Below are 20,154 nucleotides of genomic sequence, written 5' to 3' on the forward strand. Positions count from 1 at the left end.
AAAACGACGGGAGGTAGGCCCGCCGTCAGCCGGGCTGCGCGGCGAAGAACCGTCCCAGCTCGCGCGCGAGTTCGTTGAGCACGGCCATCTCCTGCTGCGAGATCTTGCGCGCGGGTTGCGCGCCGGCCCAGTCGCCGTACAGCAGCGCGACGCTCGTCGTGCCGACGCGCACGGGCAGCAGCACGAACGCGCGCGCGTCGTCGAACGCGTCGAGATACCACGCGGGCAGGCGCTTCGTCATCTTCGGGTCCTGCGCCTGCTCGATGAAGATGCCGACCGAGTTCGAGATCGCGAGATGAAACACGTCCGGCTCGAAGCGTTCGTCGAAATGCAGCCGGTCGAGCGCCGTATCGACGCCGGGGCCGAAACCCAGGCGTGCGGCGAACGTGCCGTCGTCGTGCCGCACGAACATCACGGTGCGCGTGAACGCGAGGCCGGCCAGCAGGCTTTCCGACGCGAGCGCGAGCACCGGCGTCAGCACGTGCTCGGACGGCAGCGCGCGCAGGTCCGCGAGGCCGGCTTCGAGGCATGCCTCGGGCGCGGCCTGCGCGCGCGCGATCGCATCGGCGTTCGCGCGCAGCTCGACGATCTCGCGCATCACGGTGTCGCTCGCTTCCTCGCGCGCGAGCCGATCGGCGATCTCGACGAGCGCGTCGGATTCCATGTCGAGCTCGGCGCCGTAGTGCTGCGCGAGCGCCGCGATGCGCGCGTCGCGCTGCGGGCTCGCGGGCATGACGAGCGCACCGGCGACGTCGGTCGAGCAGCGGCTCACCGCGCGCAGCCAGCGGGTGCGGTGGGCCTGGCTGTCGTCGGCCGTCGGGTCCGCGTGGCGGGCGTCGCCGTCTTCGTCGTCGAACGCGTCGGCACGGGTGGCGCGATCGTCGTTGGCCATCCCCGCGCGGATCACGTCGGGCAGCCGCCAGCGCGCGGCTGCTTCGAGGCCGATCTCGTCGAAGCCGACGCCGAGGACGTCGACGCACGCGGCCGCTTCGTCCCCGTTCAGCTCGGCCGCGCGGCGGCGGATGCGGTCCCATTCGCTGTCGAGATAGCAGACCACCAGCAGCTTGCCGACCTGGCGCATCAGCGTGCAGACGACGGCTTCCTCGCCGCCGCGCAGTTCGGCGTGCTCGGTGAGCTTGCGCGCGACGCAGCCGGACAGCAGCGCACGGTTCAGCTCCAGCTTTGCGTCGATGCGCCGCGGCGTGCTCTGATGGAAGTGGTCGACGAGCTTCAACCCGACTACGAGATGGCCGACGGCGTCCATGCCGAGCACCATCAGCGCGCGGGTCACGGTGGTGATGTTGCCGCCGAACGCCATGTACATCGCGGAGTTCGCGAGCCGCAGCACTTTCTGCGTGAGCGCGAAGTCCGACAGCACGACGCGCACGAGCGCGGTGAAGTCGAGGTCGTCGTTCTTCATCGCGGCCATCGTCGCGCGCAGCGATTCCGACAGCAGCGGGAAATCGCCCCGTTCGTTCATCCGGGCCCACAGCTTGTCGAGCAGCGCGGTGCGGGGCAGGTATTCGGTGGTTGACATACGGATCTTTCGGTTCGCCGCGCGCGTCAGGCGGCGGCGTGCAGGTGCAGCTGCTGCGCCTCGAAGCGCCGCGCGAGCTCCTCGGACGGCAGCGCCTGGCAGACGAGCCAGCCCTGGATGTGATTGCAACCCATCTCCGTCAGCAGTTCGCGCTGCGCCTCGGTCTCGACGCCTTCGGCGACGAGCTCGAGATCCAGTGTTTGCGCGAGGCCGACCACCGCCGACACGATCGCGCGGTCGTTGCGCGACGTCAGCAGGTTCTCGACGAAACTGCGGTCGATCTTCAGCTTCGCGAGCGGGAAGCGCTGCAGATAGGCCAGGCTCGAATAGCCGGTGCCGAAATCGTCGACCGCGAAGCGGATGCCGAGACCGGTCAGCTCCTCGAGCAGCATTTTCGCGTGCGCGGGATCGTGCATCAGCAGGCTTTCGGTGATTTCGAGCACGATGCGGCGCGGGTCGATGCCGGTCAGCGTGATCGCCTCGCGCACGCTCTGCGTGAAGCGCGGGTCGCGGAACTGCTGCGGCGACACGTTGACCGCCACGTATTGCAGCGCGAGCCCCTGGCCGTCCCACGCGACGAGCTGCATGCACGCCGCCTTGAGCACCCAGTTGCCGAGGTAGTTGATCAGGCCGATCGATTCGGCGAGCGGGATGAAGGTGGCCGGCGGCACGAGGCCGTGCACCGGATGGCGCCAGCGGATCAGCGCCTCGACGCCGACCACCGCGCCCGACTGGCTGCGCGTGATCGGCTGGAAATGCAGCGAAAACTCGCCGTTGCGCACGCCGTCGTACAGGTCGGCTTCGAGCTTGAGCCGTTCGGCGTCGGCCGGATCGTCGACGGGCGCATGGAACGCGAGCGCGTTGCCGCCCGATGCCTTCGCCTGCGAGAGCGCGTGGTCGGCGCGGCGCAGCAGCGGGCTGTGATGCTGCGCGCGATGCGGCGCGGCACGTTCGTCCGGATAGAGCGCGATGCCGATGCTCGCGGACAGGTGCACGGTCTGCCCCTGGAACACGTAAGGCTCGCGCACCGCGGCCTGCAGCCGGCGCGCGAGCGAATCGGCGGCATGGCTTGCCTGCGTGCGGTCCGGTGCGCCCAGCACGACCGCGAACTTGTCGCTCGCGACGCGCGCGAGCTGCTCGTTCGGCGTGACGAGCGCCTTCAGCCGCTGCGCGGTCTCGCGCAGCAGCATGTCGCCCGCGTCGTAGCCGAGCGCGCGGTTGATCCGCTGGTAGTCGTCGAGGTCGAGCAGCAGCAGCGCCGCGCAGGTGCCGTTCTCGTCGGCGGTCTGCTGCGCGCGCATCAGCGCCGGCACGAGCGCGGACAGGTTGTCGAGCCCCGTCATCGGGTCGTGGTGCATTTCGTAGGTCAGGCGTGCCTCGAGCGCGCGCCACGACGACACGTCGAACGCCGCGATCGCGAAGCCGTCGACGCCGTGGTGGCGGCTCTTGAACGCGCGGACCTCGACGTCCAGCGGATAGGTGAGCGACTTGACGATGCACATCGTCGCCTTCTCGACCTGGCCCGAGCGCGCGGCGCGAGCGAGCAGGCCTTCGAGCGCCGGGGTATCCTGTTCGGCGATCAGGTCGCGCAGCGTCAGCGTATGCAGGTAGTCGCGGTGGTAGCCGATGAAGCGCAGGCTCGCGTCCGACACGTACAGAAAGCGCAGCTCGCGGTCGACGTGGGCGAGGAAATCCACCGTGCCGACCGTCTGTTCCAGCCAGTTGCGCACGGAGTCGTCGCGTCGCGGCGCGACGGCGCGCGCGGGCATCAGCGCGCCGCCCGACCGAGCGAAGCGGCGCAGCGTATGCAAGGCGCTGCGCCAGGAGCCCTTGCGTGACGTCTGTTTCCTGTTGGCTTCCATGTTTCTCGCTGACGTGAAGGGCTGGAACCGGTTGTCCGGAAGGAATAACGGCAGACGGTGCGAAATCTTTAACGGGCCGGCCCCAGGCGGCGCTGCCGCCGGCCGGATCTTCCACGCGGATGTTCGACAGGCGAACGCCCGCGTGGCCTATATCGAGGCTGACTTTATAAGAAATGAGGACGCAGATGAAGCGAAAACTGTTGCTGGGCGCCATGGCGGCGCTGGTGGCCGGTCATGCGCTGGTGGCGCAGGCGGAACTGAAGCCGGGCGCCGCGGCACCCGATTTCACGACGCAGGCGTCGCTCGGCGGCAAGACTTACACGTACGCGCTCGCGGACGCGCGGAAGCAGGGGCCGGTCGTGCTGTATTTCTATCCGGCGGCGTTCACGAAGGGCTGCACGATCGAGGCGCATGCGTTCGCGGACGCGGTCGACCGTTACAAGGCTTACGGCGCGACGGTGATCGGCGTGTCGGCCGACAACATCGACACGCTGACGAAGTTCTCGGTGAGCGAGTGCCGCAGCAAGTTCCCGGTGGCGGCTGACCCGGACGCGAAGATCATCCGCGAGTACGACGCGAAGCTGCCGGCGCTCGACCGGGCGAACCGCGTGTCCTACGTGATTTCGCCGGAAGGGAAGATTCTCTACGAATACACGAGCCTGTCGCCCGACAAGCACGTCGAGAACACGCTCGCCGCCGTCAAGGCGTGGGCCGACGCGCACCCGAAGCAGTAGGCGGCTACCCGCGCGCGTGAAAACGGCCCGTCGTGCGGGCCGCGGGCACGAGCCTGCGCCGCCTTCCGGGCGGCGCACAGCGGGCCGTTACGCGCGCAGCGCCTGTTCGATCGGCACGCTGCCGCCGACGAAGCCGACGACCTTGCGCGAGATGCCAAGCTTGATCGCCTCGATCGCGGCCCATGCCACATCCTGGCGCGAGACGGGCGGCGCGGGATCGAGCCACGTGTCGGTCAGCGCGATCTTGCCGACGCCCGGGTCGTCCGTCAGCGGGCCCGGCCGCAGGATCACGTAGTCGACGCCCGACGCGATCACGCGATCGTCGCCTTCGCGCTTCATCTGCGAATAGTGGTGCAGCGCGTCCGGCCCGTGCTCGGGCCGGTAGGCGGACAGCGAGCTGACCACCACGAGCTTCTGCGCGTTGTAGGCGAGCGCGTACTCGGCCGCGCGGGCGACCGCATCGCGGTCGACCTGCTCCTCTTCTGTCGCGCCGTCCGATTCGGCCGAGCCGGCCGCGTAGATCACGTGCGTGATGCCCTGGAAAGCGTGCGAGAAATCGTTCGTCAGATCGGCCTCGACGACCCGTGCGCCCGCCAGCGCATAGCCGTGCCGGCGCACGAGCGCCGTGACCTCGAACTCCGGCTGCTTGAGCAGCAGATCCGCGCAGGCCTGGCCCGTCCGGCCGGTCGCGCCAATCAGCAGTACCTTCGTCGTCATGAAACCGCTCCTTGCTCGATGCGTCATCCGTCCAGATAGGGACGGACGACCGATAACTCAAGTGTAATGTCGAATCGGCCCGGCGGTGGGCACGTAATAGGGGGCGTACCGGCATCGGGCGTACCGGCATCGGGCGTACCGGCATCGGGCGTACCGGCATCGAGCATACCCGCGCCGGGTACCCGGCGTTCGTTCACACGGATGCGGGAATGACGCGCCGACCGGCTATCATGTGCGCGATGCATTTTTCGCCGCTACGCGTGCATCACGCGTCGGCCCACCGGTTGGAGTACTCATGGCATTACCCCTGGACAACGTCAGCATGGCCGTGTTCTGCGACTTCGAGAACGTCGCGCTCGGCGTGCGCGATGCGAAGTACGAGAAATTCGACATCAAGCCCGTGCTGGAGCGCCTGCTGCTGAAAGGCAGCATCGTCGTGAAGAAGGCCTATTGCGACTGGGATCGCTACAAGGGCTTCAAGGCGTCGATGCACGAAGCGAGCTTCGAGCTGATCGAGATTCCGCACGTGCGCCAGTCGGGCAAGAATTCGGCCGACATCCGGCTCGTCGTCGACGCGCTTGACCTCTGCTACACGAAGTCGCACGTCGATACGTTCGTGATCATCAGCGGCGATTCGGATTTTTCGCCGCTCGTGTCGAAGCTGCGCGAGAACGCGAAGAAGGTAATCGGCGTCGGCGTGAAGAAATCGACGTCGGATCTGCTGGTCGCGAACTGCGACGAATTCATCTTCTACGACGATCTGGTGCGCGAGCAGCAGCGTGCGCTCGCGAAGCGCGAACAGCAGCAGCGCGCGGGCAACGGCGGCGCGAAGCGGCCCGACGAGCCGTCGCGCAAGCACGACATGGATGCACGCAAGGCCGAGGCGATCGCGCTGGCGGTCGAGACGTTCGACGCGCTCGCGTCGGAGCGCGACGACGTCGGCAAGATCTGGGCATCGGTGCTCAAGAGCGCGATCAAGCGTCGCAAGCCGGACTTCAACGAGTCGTACTACGGGTTCCGCGCGTTCGGCAACCTGCTCGACGAGGCGCAGGCGCGCGGCCTGCTCGAAGTGGGGCGCGACGACAAGTCGGGCGCGTTCGTGTCGCGAGCCCGCCAGACGGCCGCGGCCGAGCACGTCGCGGCGGGCGGTGACGGCGGCGCGGCGCACCCCGGCGGCCACCACGGCACGCGCGCGGCGGAGCCGGCACCGGCCGGCCGCGACGCGCACCGTCGTGGGCAGCGCACGGAAGCGGTCGTTCACGACAGCGTGCAGATCGACGCGGAAGACGCGGCGCTTGACGAGGTCGCCGACGCGGCGCCGGCCGACGCGCTTGACGCGCCCGATGTGACCGACGCGCACGGCGACGCGAAGGATGGCCGCAAGCGTGCGCGCAAGAGCGCGGCAAAGAAGACCGCCGCGAAGAAGGGCGCGGCCCCGAAGGGCGCAGGTCGCCACGCGGCCGGCAAGCCGGACGCCGCCGTGCAGGGCGACGCGACGCACGGTGGCGATGCGCACGCGTCCGGTCGGCATGCGGACGAACCGCATCGCGACGCGGCGCATGACGACCGGCACGCGGCGGCGACGCCCGCCGAGCCGGCGCCGCGCGCTTCCGGCGCTCGGGACGAGACCGTGCAACCGTCGCACGACGCGGCGCTCCCGGAAGCGGCGGCCGACACCCCGACCACCGCCAAGCCGAAGAAACCGGCCCGCAAGGCGGCGCCGCGCGCGCGTCGTCCGCGCAAGACGACGACTGCCGCCGAGTAACCGCGGCAGCCGGGCAGTCGGCCGGGTTTCGTCCGCACCCGGGCGTCACCCGCGCCGCGCACGCCGGGCCGGCGCCCCGCCGGCCTGCCGTGCTATCCGTTCAGCCCATACGGCTGCGTCATCACTTCGAGGAAGTGACCGTCCGGATCGTCGAAGTACACGCCGCGTCCGCCGTTGTGGCGGTAGATGTCGCCGGCTTGCCGCTTGGCCGGGTCGGCCCAGTGCGGCAATCCGCGTTCGCGAATGCGCGCGAGCACGCGATCGAAGCCGGCTTCGTCGATCAGGAACGCGTAATGCTGCGACCGGATCTCGCCCGTCTGTTCGTAAAAATCGAGCGACACGCGATTGTCGAGCGCGACGACCAGCATCGCGCCGAACGGCGTCGGCGGCGGCAATTCCAGCAGTTCGGTGTGGAAGCGGCTCGACGCATGCTTGTCGCGGCACCAGACGATCGTGTGGTTGAGCTGGACGTTCATGGCGGGTTCCCGTGCGGCGGGGCGGTGGTGGACATGGACACACGATAGGCGATCGCGGCCGGCAAGCAAGCCCGGCAACCGAGCGCGCCAACCAAGCCCGTCAATCGAGCCCGTCAATCAAGCGCAAAAGACGGCTGCCCGAAGGGCAGCCGCTTCCGTCACTCGCCGGCGACCGCCGGCCCGCCGGCATTGCCGCGGCGGTTGCGGCGCTTCTCGCCCCAGACGCGGAACCGGTCCATGTACAGGTAGACGACGGGCGTCGTATAGAGCGTCAGCACCTGCGACACGATCAGGCCGCCGGCGATCGCGATCCCGAGCGGCGCGCGCAGCTCGGCGCCGTCGCCGCTGCCGAACGCGAGCGGCAGCGCGCCGAGCAGCGCCGCCATCGTCGTCATCATGATCGGGCGGAAGCGCAGCAGGCACGCCTCGTGGATCGCATCGAACGACGACTTCCCGTTGTTGCGCGTCTGGTCGATCGCGAAGTCGACCATCATGATCGCGTTCTTCTTCACGATGCCGATCAGCAGGATCACGCCGATCAGCGCGATGATGCTGAACTCGGTCTTGAACAGCAGCAGCGCGAGCAGCGCGCCGACGCCGGCCGACGGCAGCGTCGACAGGATCGTGATCGGGTGGATGTAGCTCTCGTACAGGATCCCGAGCACGATGTAGACGGCCAGCAGCGCGGCGAGGATCAGGATCGGCTGATCGTTCATCGACTGCTGGAACGCCTGCGCGGTGCCCTGGAAGCTGCCGACGATCGTCGGGGGGACGCCGATCTGCGCCATCGTCTGATAGATGATCTGCGTCGCCTGCGACAGCGACACGCCCGGCGGCAGGTTGAACGAGATCGTCGTCGCGACGAACAGCCCCTGGTGGTTGACCGACAGCGGCGTCGTGCTCGGCCCGAACGTCGCGATCGCCGACAGCGGGATCATCGTCGACTTCGACGTCGACACCGACGCGCCCGACGACGCGCTCGACTTGCCGCTCGCCGCGATCGCGTTGAGCGCCTGGTTGCGCGCGGAGTCGGACGCGATCGCCGCGGCGCTCTGCGCGGCCGTGCCGGCGCTCGACGTGCCGGCCGAGGTCGCGACGAAGGTGCCGGCGGCCGCGTTGGTGGTCTGCGAGCCGTTCGCGCTGCCGCCCGACGTGCTGATCCACACCTGGTTCAGCATTTCCGGGCTCTGCCAGTACTTCGGCGCGACTTCCATCACGACGTGGTACTGGTTCAGCGGGTTGTAGATCGTCGAGACCTGGCGCTGGCCGAACGCGTCGTACAGCGTGTTGTCGATCTGAGCGGGCTTGATGCCGAACCGCGCGGCCGTCGCGCGGTCGATCGTCACCATCGCCTCGAGGCCGCCTTGCTGCTGGTCGGAGTTCACGTCGGTCAGTTCGGGGCGCTTCTGCAGCGCCTCGGTCAGGATCGGCCCCCACTTGTAAAGGTCGGCGCTCGAATCGCCGAGCAGCGTGAACTGGTACTGCGCGTTGCTCTGCCGGCCGCCGACGCGGATGTCCTGCGCCGCCTGCAGGAACGTGCGCGCGCCCGCCACGTCCGCCAGCCGCGGGCGCAACTGCTGGATCACCTGGTCGGCCGACAGCTTGCGCTCGGTGCGGTCCTTCAGCGTGACGAACATGAAGCCGGAGTTGGTCTGCGTGCCGCCGGTGAAGCCCGCGACGCTCTTCACGTTCGGGTTGCCCTGCACGATCCGCATCATCTCGGAGAACTTCAGCTTCATCGCCTGGAACGACGTCGACTGGTCGGCCTGGATGCCGCCGATCATCAGCCCGGTGTCCTGCTGCGGGAAGAAACCCTTCGGCACGACGACGTACAGGTAGACGTTCAGCCCGATCGTCGCGAACAGCGTCAGCAGGATCAACAGCGGCCGGCGCAGCGCCCACGACAGCGAGCGCTCGTAGCCGCGCTGCATGCGCGCGAAGCCGCGTTCGAGGAAGCGCCCGAAGCGGCCCTCGCCGTGCGGATCGTGTTTTTCCGGCAGCAGACGCGCGCACATCATCGGCGTGAGCGTGAGCGACACCGCGAGCGACACGGCGATCGCGAGCGACAGCGTCAGCGCGAACTCGCGGAACAGGCGCCCGACGATCCCGCCCATCAGCAGGATCGGCAGGAACACCGCGACGAGCGAGATGCTCATCGACAGCACCGTGAAGCCGACTTCGCGCGCGCCGTCGAACGCCGCCTGCATCCGCGGCTTGCCGTTCTCGATGTGCCGCGAGATGTTCTCGAGCACGACGATCGCGTCGTCGACGACGAAGCCGGTCGCGACGATCAGCGCCATCAGCGACAGGTTGTCGATCGAGAAGCCGAGCAGGTACATCGCGCCGAACGTGCCGACGATCGAGATCGGCACCGCGACGCTCGGGATCAGCGTCGCGCGCCAGTTGCGCAGGAACAGGAACACGACCATCACGACGAGGCTGATCGCGATCAGCAGCGTGTGCTCGGTGTCCTTCAGCGACGCGCGGATGGTGGTCGAGCGGTCGAGCACCGGCGTGACCGTGATGTCGGCCGGCAGCGACGCGGTGAGCTGCGGCAGCGCCGCGCGCACGCGGTCGAGCGTCTCGATGATGTTCGCGCCGGGCGAGCGGTAGAGGATCACGAGCACCGCGCGCTTGCCGTTCGACAAACCGAGGTTGCGCAGGTCCTCGACCGAATCGACGACGTCGGACAGGTCGGACAGCCGCACGGCCGAGCCGTTGCGGTACGCGACGACGAGGTCGCGGTATTGCGACGCCTGGGACGCCTGGTCGTTCGTATAGAGCTGGAAGCGCTGCGGGCCGAACTCGATCGCGCCTTTCGGCGCGTTGGCGTTCGCGGAGGCCAGCGCCGCGCGCACGTCCTCGAGGCCGATCCCGTAGTGGAACAGCGACTGCGGTTCGAGCTCGACGCGCACGGCCGGGTTCGCGGAGCCGCTCACGGTGACCTGGCCGATCCCGTCGATCTGCGACAGCGACTGCTGCAGCACCGTCGACGCGGCGTCGTACACCTTCGCCGGCGACGCCGTTTCCGAGGTCAGCGCGACGACCATGATCGGCGAATCGGCCGGGTTGACCTTGCGGTAGGTCGGGTTGCTCTTCAGCGCGGCGGGCAGGTCGGCGCGCGCCGCGTTGATCGCGGCCTGCACGTCGCGCGCGGCGCCGTCGATGTCGCGATTCAGACCGAACTGCAGGATGATCCGCGCATTGCCGACCGTACTCGTCGACGTCATTTCGGAGACGTCCGCGATCGAGCCGAGGTGCCGCTCCAGCGGGCTCGTCACGCTGGTCGCGACCGTTTCGGGGCTCGCGCCCGGCAGCGACGCCTGCACCGAGATCGTCGGGAAGTCGACCTGCGGCAGCGGCGACACCGGCAGCTTGATGAACGCGAACAGGCCCGCGAGCGCGACGCCGAGCGCCAGCAGCGTCGTCGCGACGGGGCGGGTGATGAAGGGGCGCGACAGGTTCATCGCTTACGCATCCGTGCGCGTACCGGCTTGCGGGCCGTGCCGTTCGAACCAGCCGCGCACGCGGCGCGCGAGCGAGTCGAAGCCGAGGTAGATCACGGGCGTCGTGAACAGCGTCAGCACCTGCGACACGATCAGGCCGCCGGCGATCGCGATCCCGAGCGGCTGGCGCAACTCGGAGCCCGCACCGGAGCCGACGATCAGCGGCACCGCGCCGAGCAGCGCGGCAAGCGTCGTCATCAGGATCGGCCGGAAGCGCAGCAGGCACGCCTGGTAGATCGCCTCGCGCGGCGGCTTGCCTTCGACGCGTTCGGCCTCGAGCGCGAAGTCGATCATCATGATCGCGTTCTTCTTCACGATGCCGATCAGCAGCACGATGCCGATGATCCCGATGATGTCGAGGTCGTGCCCGGTGATCATCAGCGCGAGCAGCGCGCCGACGCCGGCCGACGGCAGCGTCGACAGGATCGTGATCGGGTGGATGTAGCTCTCGTACAGCACGCCGAGCACGATGTACATCGTGACGACCGCCGCGAGGATCAGGAACAGCTGGTTCGACAGCGACGCCTGGAACGCGAGCGCCGCGCCCTGGAAGCGCGTCTGGAACGAGCCGGGCAGGCCGATGTCCTTCTCGGCGGCCTCGATCGCCTTGACGGCTTCGCCGAGCGACGCGCCCGGCGCGAGGTTGAACGAGATCGTCGTCGACGGGAACTGCGACAGGTGCGCGACCAGCAGCGGCGACGGCCGCTCGTGGAACGACGCGATCGACGACAGCGGCACCTGGCCGCCGCCGGCCGACGGCAGGTAGATATCGTTCAGCGATTGCGCGTAGTGCTGCTCCTTCGGCTCCGACTCGAGAATCACACGGTACTGGTTCGACTGCGTGAAGATCGTCGACACGATGCGCTGGCCGAACGCGTCGTACAGCGCGTTGTCGACGGTCGCCGGCGTGATGCCGAAGCGCGCGGCGCTCGCGCGGTCGATCTCGATGTACACCGACTGGCCGTTGCTCTGCAGGTCGGTCGCGACGTCGGCGAGCGACGGCTCCTGCTGCAGCCGCGCGACGAGCTTCGGCACCCAGGTCGCGAATTCTTCCGAGTTCGGGCTCGTCAGCATGAACTGATACTGCGTCGGGCTGACCGTCGAGTCGATCGTCAGATCCTGCACCGGCTGCATGAACAGCGAAATGCCGGTGATGTTCGCGACGCGCCGCTGCAGGTCGCGGATGATCTGCGCGGCGGTTTCCTTGCGATCGTCGCGTGCCTTCAGGTTGATCAGCATCCGGCCGCTGTTCAGCGTGATGTTGCTGCCGTCCACGCCGATGAACGACGTGAGGCTGTCGATGTTCGGGTTCTTCAGGATCTCGGCCGCGAGCGCCTGCTGGCGTTCGGCCATCGCGCCGTACGAGATCGACTGCGGCGCCTGCGTGATCGCCTGGATCACGCCGGTGTCCTGCGCGGGGAAGAAGCCCTTCGGCACGTACACGTAGAGCAGGGCGGTCAGCCCGAGCGTCAGCAGCGCGACGACGAGCGTCGAGCGCTGGCGGTTCAGCACCCATTCGAGCGCGACCGCGTAGCGCGCGATCACCCAGTCGATCGCGCGGTGCACGCGCGCCTCGAAGCGGTGGCTCTCCGGCGGCGGCGAATGGCGCAGCAGCTTCGCGCACAGCATCGGCACGAGCGTGAGCGACACGATCGCCGAGATCACGATCGTCACCGCGAGCGTGATCGCGAATTCGTGGAAGAGGCGCCCGACCACGTCGCCCATGAACAGCAGCGGGATCAGCACCGCGATCAGCGACACCGTCAGCGAGATGATCGTGAAGCCGATCTGCCGCGAGCCCTTCAGCGCGGCCTCGAGCCCCGTCTCGCCTTCCTCGACGTAGCGCGCGATGTTCTCGATCATCACGATCGCGTCGTCGACGACGAAGCCGGTCGCGATCGTGAGCGCCATCAGCGACAGGTTGTTCAGCGAGAAGCCGGCCATGTACATCACCGCGAGCGTGCCGATCAGCGACAGCGGCACCGACAGGCTCGGGATGATCGTCGCGTAGACGTTCGCGAGGAACAGGTACATCACCAGCACGACGAGCGCGACCGCGAGCAGCAGCTCGAACTGCACGTCGCGCACGGCCGCGCGGATCATCGTCGTGCGGTCGGTGACGATCTCGACGTCGAGCGCGGCCGGCAGCGTCTCCTGCAGCTTCGGCAACTGCGCCTTGATCGCGTCGACGGTCGCGATCACGTTCGCGCCCGGCTGGCGCTGCACGTTCAGGATGATCGCCGGATCCGCATTCACCCACGCGCCGAGCTTGGTGTTCTCCGAGCCGGCGACGACCGTCGCGACGTCGGTCAGCATCACGGGCCGGCCGTTCTTGTACGCGACGACCGCGCTGTTGTACTGGTCGGCGCTCGTCAACTGGTCGTTCGCGTTGATCGTGTAAGCGCGCGTCGGGCCGTCGAAGTTGCCCTTCGGCGTGTTGACGTTCAGGTTCGAGATCGTCGTGCGCAGATCGTCGAGGTTCATCCCGTACTGCGCGAGCGCGGTCGGGTTCGCCTGGATCCGCACGGCCGGACGGTTGCCGCCCGACAGGCTGACGAGCCCGACGCCGGCGATCTGCGAGATCTTCATCGCGAGGCGCGTGTCGGCCAGGTCCTGCACCTGCGTGAGCGGCAGCGTCTTTGACTTGACCGCGAGCGTCAGCACCGGCGCGTCGGCCGGGTTCACCTTCGCGTAGATCGGCGGGGCCGGCAGGTCGGACGGCAGCAGGTTTCCGGCCGCGTTGATCGCAGCCTGCACTTCCTGCTCGGCGATGTCGAGCGGCAGGTCGAGCGAGAACTGCAGCGTGATCACCGACGCCCCGGCCGAGCTTTGCGACGACATCTGGTTCAGCGACGGCATCTGCCCGAACTGGCGTTCGAGCGGCGCGGTGACCGACGACGTCATCACCTCCGGGCTCGCGCCCGGGTAGAAGGTCTGAACCTGGATGGTCGGATAGTCGACCTCGGGCAGCGCGGCGAGCGGCAGGAAGCGCAGCGCGACGAGACCGGCCAGCATGATCGCCGCCATCAGGAGGGCGGTGCCGACCGGCCGGAGAATGAAGAGGCGGGATGGATTCATCGAGCGGCCCGCGCGTTACTGGGCTGCGGGGGCCGCGGCCTGCGACGCGCCGTGCTTGCGCCCGCCGTGACGGGCGGCCGCATCCGATGCGCCCGACGCCGCGCCGGCGCCGTGCGCGCCCGACGCGCCTTTCGGCTTGTCGGCCGGAATCGAGATCTTCGAGCCTTCGCGCAGGCGGTCCGAGCCGTCGGTCACCACGCGTTCGCCGAGCGCGACGCCGCTGACGATGCTCGTGCGTTCGCCGTCGACCGGCCCGATCGTGACCTTGCGCACCGTCACCGTGTTGTCGGGTTTCACGACATAGACGAACTGGCCGATCGAGCCTGTCAGCACGGCGGAGGTCGGCACGATCGTCGCGTTGCGTATCACGTCGACGAGCAGCCGCGTGTTCACGAACTGATTCGGGAACAGCATGCCCTCCTTGTTGTCGAAATTCGCGCGCAGCTTGACCGTGCCGGTGCTCGTGTCGATCTGGTTGTCGAGCGTCGCGAGCGCGCCCGTCTCGAGCGGCACCGTGTTGTTGCGGTTGTAGGCCGTGACCGACAGCTTCTGGCCCGCGTTCACCTGCTTGAGGATCTGCGGCAGGTTGTCTTCCGACGTCGTGAAGATCACGCTCATCGGCTGCAACTGCGTGATCACGACGATGCCGTTGGTGTCGCCCGGCGTCACGTAGTTGCCGGGGTCGACCTGGCGCAGGCCGACGCGGCCCGAGACCGGCGCCGTGATGCGCGCATACGTGAGATTGAGTTTCGCGGAATCGATCGCGGCCTGGTCGGTCTTCACCGCGCCTTCGTACTGCTTGACGAGCGACGCCTGCGTATCGACGGTTTGCGACGCGATCGAGTCCTGCGACAGCAGCGTCTGGTAGCGCTTCAGGTCGAGGCGGGCGGTCGCGAGCAGCGCCGCGTCGCGCGCATGCGTGCCTTCGGCGTTCTCGAGCGCGACCTGGTACGGGCGCGGGTCGATCTGCGCGAGCACGTCGCCCTTCCTGACGATCTGGCCTTCCCGGAACGACACCGACTGCAGGTAGCCCGACAGCTGCGTCTTCACCGTCACGTTCGCGAGCGGCGTGACGGTGCCGAGCGCGGACAGCACGATCGGCATCTCGCCCTGCGTCGCGGTCGCGACCTGCACGGGCTGCGGAACGTTCGCCATCGCGGCGGGGCCGCCGCGGCCGCGATGGCTACCCGCGGCGGCGCTGGCGCCCGCGCCTTTCGCCGTGCTGCCTGCCGCGGGCGTACGGTTCCACGGGTGCCACCACAACAGGCCGCCGATCACGACGACCGCGACGGTGCCGATCAGCAGCGTGCGGCGCGGGCGCCGGGCGACGGCGGGCGCGGGGTCTTTCGAAGGGGGCGTGGGCTTTTGTTCGTTATCCATCGTGTTCTGTCAGGAAGACGGCGCGGCGGGCCGGAAATCGGACTGCTGGCTGCGCGTGGGCGTGCGGGTGACGGGACGGGGCGGCCCGGCTCGGTCCGGGGCCCCGCCGATCCGCGCGGGAAAAGAGCGGTGCGCACCGCGAATGCGGCGCGACGATGGGCATGATCCTACGTGCCGTCCCCGTTACAGTCCAGCGGTCTATCTTTCAACGGGTTACGGTCGTTACACAACGCGACGGCGCAATGACGCAACGGTTACAGGCCGATGCGCCGGGCCGGCGCGCCGCCGATTTCGCGGGTGATTTTCGCGATGCATTCCTGCAGCGCGGGCACCACGTGTTGCTGCAGCCATTCGGGCGGACACTGGTGCGACGCGCCGCCGCAATTCACCGAATAGCGCTGGCCCGACGGGCCGACGAAACCGGCCGCGACCGCATTCAGGCCTTCGCGCCATTCGCCGATCGCGATCGCGTGGCCGTCGCGCATCGCTTCGTCGAGCGCGGGCGTCAGGCGGGCGGATACGTGCGGCCAGTCGTCGCCGGCCGTGGTGCGCAGCGACTCGAGCAACTGGCGGCGCTCGTCGTCCTCGAGCGCGGCGAGATACGCGCGGCCCACGGCCGTACGCGCGATGTCCATCCGCGAGCCGATCTCGAGGCGCGTGACGAGCACGGCGGAGCGCGGGCGGATCACGTCGATCGCGACCATGTCGAGCCGGTCGCGCACCGCGAGGTGCACGGACAGCGACGTGCGCTCGGCCAGCTCGATCATGAATGGCCGCGAACGCGCGCGGATGTCGAAGTTGCGCAGGAAGCCGTGGCTCAGTTCGAGCACCGACGCGGTCAGCACGAAGCGCTCGCTGTCGGGCAACTGGAACAGGAAGCCGGCGCTGACGAGCGTCGCGGTGATGCGCGAGACGGTCGGCTTCGGGATGCCGGTCAATTCGGTCAGTTCGCGGTTGCTGACGGGGGCGTCGGCAGCCGCGATGCGGCGCAGCACGGCGAGACCGCGGGCAAGGGCGGTGATCTCGTCGGGCGACGATTCACGGTCCCGCGACGCGGGAGAGGTTACAGTTGTCGACACGAGGGATTCTCTCTAATTCCGAAACTCGATTTCAATTTTGTTGGTATTGTAGGACTATTGTCAAAGGATGCATGTTCCGCGGGCGAACCGGTCATTGGATGAGATTTTACGGGTTCACCCTTGGTTTATTAGGAAAACGCTCAAAGGAGCATTGCCGGAAAGTGCATGAACCGGTGCAAATACCGCTTGACTTGTCGGGCGGAAACGGAAAGAATGTCTCACGTTTTCGAAACATCGTTTCAAGAGTTTAACCGGCAACGATGTTTCGCGCAGTCTCTCAGGTTCTAGCACGGCCCTCGGAATGGCTAGAACTTTTTTAGCGCCACGGTCTCCGTGGCGCTTTTTTTTGCCTGTCTTTCCGACCGTCCGCCCGGACGCGTCAGGCCCGTATTATCCCCCGATCGCCGCAAACGCCCCGTCCTGGGCGGTTTCGCGCCTCCTCCCACGCGCGATCTGCGCCGCCCGCACGATCTCCGCACGCAAAAAAAAGCGCGACGCCCGCAGTGGGCATCGCGCGTGAAACGGCGTGGAGCGCCGACGAATGAACGATGATGAAGAAAGGGGCCCGGTCGGGCGTGCCCGGCTGACGAGCCACGCCCCCTCGTGCGCGGCGGATCAGCCTTTCGCGAGCTTGATGCTGGTCTGCTCGGCCGTCAGGTAGCCGACGCTGGCGCCGAAGCGATCCTTGTAGTTCGCGCGCACGAGCGGATCGAGCGTCGGCTTGACCTTGTCGTGCAGCGGCGATTCCCAGTCGCCCACGTGCTGGAAGTTGCTCATGATGTACGTCCAGCCGTTGATCTCGTCGACCGCGTGCAGGCCCGTCGATTCGGCGCCGGCCGGGCACGACAGCACGCGCGAGAGCGACTTCGTGTCGACGTTGTAGGCCCACAGGAAGTTGTTCACGTGCATGCCCGAGTCTTCGCCGATGAACAGCGTGCGCAGCTTTTCGGAGAACTTCAGATTGTCCGGGTTCGCGATCTTGTCCGGGTTCGCGAGGTTGCCGAGCGCGTCGGCCGCGGCGAGATCCTCGCCGACCAGCGCGGCCGGCGCGCCCATGTCGACCGGCACCCATTCGCTGTCGATCGCGGCGCCCGTCGTGTCGCGCTGGCCGGCCTTCAGGTTCAGCGCATAGACCGCGCCCGCGGCGATCTTCTTGTCGACCGCGACGTCGCGCGACACCGCGTTGCCCTTGACCATCGACGTTTCGATCCGCGACATCGCCGTGTAGACGATCTTGTCCTTCGCGTTCACGGTCGTGCCTTCGAGCTTCGTGAACGCCATGCTGCCGCCGAGCAGCGCCGCGTAGCGGTGCGTCTCGAGGAAGGCGGCCGCCTTTTCCATCCCCGGCTTCACGCGCATCCAGTTGAACTTGCCGCCGAAATGGATCTTCGTGTAGCTCGCATCGTTCGGGTCGACGGTCGCGAGGTCCATGATGTCCGACGCCTTCAGCGTGTTCGCGAGCGCTTCGATCTCGCTGCTGGTCGCGTGGCCGATCCGGATCCACGTGAGCGTCGCGGTGCCCGCGCCGGCGGACGACGTCTGCGTCCACTTCGCGACGTACAGCGTGCCGGCCGACAGATCGGCCGCCTTGTCGGCGACGAACATGAACAGGCCGCCGTTGGTGGCGTCGTCGCCCATCATCACCGTGCGCTGGTCCGGCATCACCTGGATCAGCTCGTGCGAGATGCGGCCGAGGCAGTAGTGCTTCTTCACGGTGCCGGTGCCGTCCGGATTCACGGTGATCTCGGGCAGGTGGCCGTAGTGGTAGGGGTTCGCCTTCGTCTCGTCGCCGAACGTGTTCTTGCTGAACGCCTTGAACTGCGCGTCGGTCGCGGCCTTCGTCGCGTCCGGCTCGTATTCCTCGCTCGACAGGTGCGTGCCCCACGGCGACAGGCTCGCGCCGCAGGTGATCCACAGGCCGTGCGCCTTCGACGTGTCGACGTTGTGGTACTTCACGACCTTCAGCGCGCCGGTGGCCGGGTCCTGGTCGAGCGTGATCACCGCGATCGGCGACGGCAGCTGGCCGTACTGCGACGCGCTCGCCTGGTCGCGCGTCGTGTATTCGAACTGCACGACCGCGAACACCGCGTTGCCCTTCACGCCGGGCACGTTCGCGTTCTTCAGCGTCAGTAGCGAGCTGCCGTCCGGGCAGTCGGAATAGAACTGGCGTTCCTTGCCGGCGACCGAGCGATCGATGATCGGCTGGTTGTTGATGTCGTAGTAGCCGCCCGCGAGCGTCGTGCCGCCGTTGCCGTCCGGCACCATGTCACCCGTCACGAAGAACGGCTTGTACGCGAGCTTGAAGTTGCGCGACGAGCCGTCCGAGAACGACACCGCCAGCGTCGAGCCGACCGTCGTCGTGGCCATCGCGGCCGCGTTGTCGAGCGTCGGCGCGGCCATCGCCGAGAATGCCGCCGACGTATAGGCAGCGGCGACCGGCGCCGGCGTCGACGCGGGATCGTCGCCGCCGCAACCCGTCAGCAGGGCCGGCAGCGCGAGGCCGGAAAGGGGAAGCATCGGTGCGCCGGCGAGGATCTTCAGGGCCTGACGACGGGAAGCATTGGGCAACGCGGGCATGTGGAGTCCAGTTTCGGTTGTTGGAAGCATGGCCTTCGCGAAGCAGGCGAGCGGCAAGCTTCGTGAAGGCGGATTGAAAACTGGACCGAAGTGTAAGGACGCTAGATGAAAGTTTTTTGAATCGAAAACGTCATGACGCATCGGGCATCCGTCAGGTGCGCTGACGGACGCCGGTCGCAAGCGTTTGCGTTCAGTCGCGCTCGGGCGTGGCCGAGATGCGGTGGATCGACAGGTCCGCACCGTCGAATTCTGCTTCGCGATCGAGGCGCAGGCCGACGGTCGCCTTCAGCGCGCCGTAGACGAGCGTGCCGCCCGCGGTTGCGATCGCGATGCCGCCGAGCGTGCCGACGAGCTGCGACAGGAACGACACGCCGCCGAGACCGCCGAGCGCGGGCAGCCCGAACACGCCGGCCGCGAGGCCGCCGAGCGCGCCGCACATCCCGTGCAGCGGCCAGACGCCGAGCACGTCGTCGATGCGCCACCGGTTCTGCACGCAGGTGAACATCGCGACGAACAGCGCACCGGCCGCGGCGCCCGTGACGAGCGCGCCGATCGGGTGCATCACGTCGGAGCCCGCGCATACCGCGACGAGGCCCGCGAGCGGCCCGTTGTAGGTGAAGCCCGGGTCGTTGCGGCCGGCCATCCACGCGGCCAGCGTGCCGCCGACCATCGCCATCAGCGAGTTCACCGCGACGAGGCCGCTGATCTTGTCGAGCGTCTGCGCGCTCATCACGTTGAAGCCGAACCAGCCGACCGCGAGCACCCACGCGCCGAGCGCGAGGAACGGGATGTTCGACGGCGGGTGCGCGGCGATCCGGCCGTCCTTCGCATAGCGGCCGTGGCGCGCGCCGAGCAGCAGCACGGCCGGCAGCGCGACCCAGCCGCCGAACGCATGGACGACGACGGAGCCCGCGAAGTCGTGGAACGGCGCGCCGAACGCGTGCGTGAGCCAGGCCTGCACGCCGAAGCGCTCGTTCCACGCGATCCCTTCGAAAAACGGATAGATGAAGCCGACGATGATCAGCGTCGCGACGAGCTGCGGATTGAACTTCGCACGCTCGGCGATGCCGCCGGACACGATCGCCGGGATCGCCGCCGCGAACGTCAGCAGGAAGAAGAAGCGTACGAGCGCGTAGCCGTTGTGCTGCGACAGCGTCCCGATGTCGTCGAAGAATTCGACGCCATACGCGATCGTGTAGCCGATGAGGAAATACGCGAGCGTCGACACCGAGAAGTCGACCAGGATCTTCACGAGCGCGTTGACCTGGTTCTTCTTGCGGACCGTGCCGAGTTCGAGAAATGCGAAGCCCGCGTGCATCGCGAGCACCATGACGGCGCCGATCAACAGGAACAGTGTGTCGACGCCGGATTTCAGACCATCCATGCCGTGGCTTCCTTGCGCAAAAAACGGGCGAGGAATGCAAGTATCGAGCCAACGTGGTG

Annotated in this window: 12 protein-coding genes; 2 read left to right on the top strand and 10 right to left on the bottom strand. The window is 68.0% G+C overall.

All coding sequences use genetic code 11. The features are described from left to right. Positions 1-25 precede the first annotated feature (25 nt). Entirely contained in the window at positions 26-1,537 is a 1,512-nt protein-coding gene (locus CFB81_RS05580; protein ID WP_069617026.1) for an HDOD domain-containing protein, read from the bottom strand. 26 nt (positions 1,538-1,563) lie between these two features. Beyond that, positions 1,564-3,306: a bifunctional diguanylate cyclase/phosphodiesterase gene (gene cdpA, locus CFB81_RS05585; RefSeq protein ID WP_204492426.1), complete on the bottom strand. Its 1,743-nt coding sequence runs from the start codon at positions 3,304-3,306 to the stop codon at positions 1,564-1,566. Positions 3,307-3,584: 278 nt separating this feature from the next. On the opposite strand from cdpA, the gene CFB81_RS05590 reads away from it, so the two are divergent. Beyond that, positions 3,585-4,133 carry a peroxiredoxin gene (locus CFB81_RS05590; RefSeq protein WP_069617028.1) on the top strand — a complete coding sequence of 183 codons (549 nt, stop codon included), beginning with the start codon at positions 3,585-3,587 and terminating at the stop codon, positions 4,131-4,133. 87 nt (positions 4,134-4,220) lie between these two features. On the opposite strand, the gene CFB81_RS05595 is transcribed toward CFB81_RS05590, so the two are convergent. Further along, a complete protein-coding gene (locus tag CFB81_RS05595; protein ID WP_069617029.1) occupies positions 4,221-4,850 on the bottom strand; it encodes an SDR family oxidoreductase in 630 nt (209 codons plus the stop codon). A 295-nt stretch (positions 4,851-5,145) separates the two neighbouring features. Between CFB81_RS05595 and CFB81_RS05600 the strand changes: the two genes are divergently transcribed. Beyond that, a complete protein-coding gene (locus CFB81_RS05600) occupies positions 5,146-6,615 on the top strand; it encodes an NYN domain-containing protein (RefSeq protein WP_089434762.1) in 1,470 nt (489 codons plus the stop codon). A gap of 92 nt (positions 6,616-6,707) precedes the next feature. Here the strand turns inward: CFB81_RS05600 and CFB81_RS05605 are convergent, their stop codons facing one another. The 7 genes from CFB81_RS05605 to CFB81_RS05635 all read right to left on the bottom strand — a co-directional run bounded on the left by CFB81_RS05605 (position 6,708) and on the right by CFB81_RS05635 (position 20,095). Continuing rightward, positions 6,708-7,091, bottom strand: coding sequence for a VOC family protein (locus tag CFB81_RS05605; protein ID WP_089434763.1), 384 nt, complete (start codon positions 7,089-7,091; stop codon positions 6,708-6,710). A gap of 158 nt (positions 7,092-7,249) precedes the next feature. Then, positions 7,250-10,558, bottom strand: coding sequence for an efflux RND transporter permease subunit (locus CFB81_RS05610; protein ID WP_089434764.1), 3,309 nt, complete (start codon positions 10,556-10,558; stop codon positions 7,250-7,252). A gap of 3 nt (positions 10,559-10,561) precedes the next feature. After that, entirely contained in the window at positions 10,562-13,675 is a 3,114-nt protein-coding gene (locus CFB81_RS05615) for an MdtB/MuxB family multidrug efflux RND transporter permease subunit (protein ID WP_089434765.1), read from the bottom strand. Between the two features lie 15 nt (positions 13,676-13,690). Further along, entirely contained in the window at positions 13,691-15,055 is a 1,365-nt protein-coding gene (locus CFB81_RS05620) for an MdtA/MuxA family multidrug efflux RND transporter periplasmic adaptor subunit (protein WP_089434766.1), read from the bottom strand. Between the two features lie 254 nt (positions 15,056-15,309). Beyond that, positions 15,310-16,134, bottom strand: a complete 825-nt coding sequence (locus CFB81_RS05625; protein WP_069617035.1) for an IclR family transcriptional regulator — start codon at positions 16,132-16,134, stop codon at positions 15,310-15,312. Between the two features lie 615 nt (positions 16,135-16,749). Then, positions 16,750-18,711, bottom strand: a complete 1,962-nt coding sequence (locus CFB81_RS05630; protein WP_069617036.1) for a PhoX family phosphatase — start codon at positions 18,709-18,711, stop codon at positions 16,750-16,752. A gap of 190 nt (positions 18,712-18,901) precedes the next feature. Continuing rightward, entirely contained in the window at positions 18,902-20,095 is a 1,194-nt protein-coding gene (locus CFB81_RS05635) for an ammonium transporter (RefSeq protein ID WP_069617037.1), read from the bottom strand. Positions 20,096-20,154: the final 59 nt, after the last annotated feature.

The organism is Burkholderia sp. AU28863, assembly GCF_002223195.1.
Classification (GTDB): Bacteria; Pseudomonadota; Gammaproteobacteria; order Burkholderiales; family Burkholderiaceae; genus Burkholderia; species Burkholderia sola.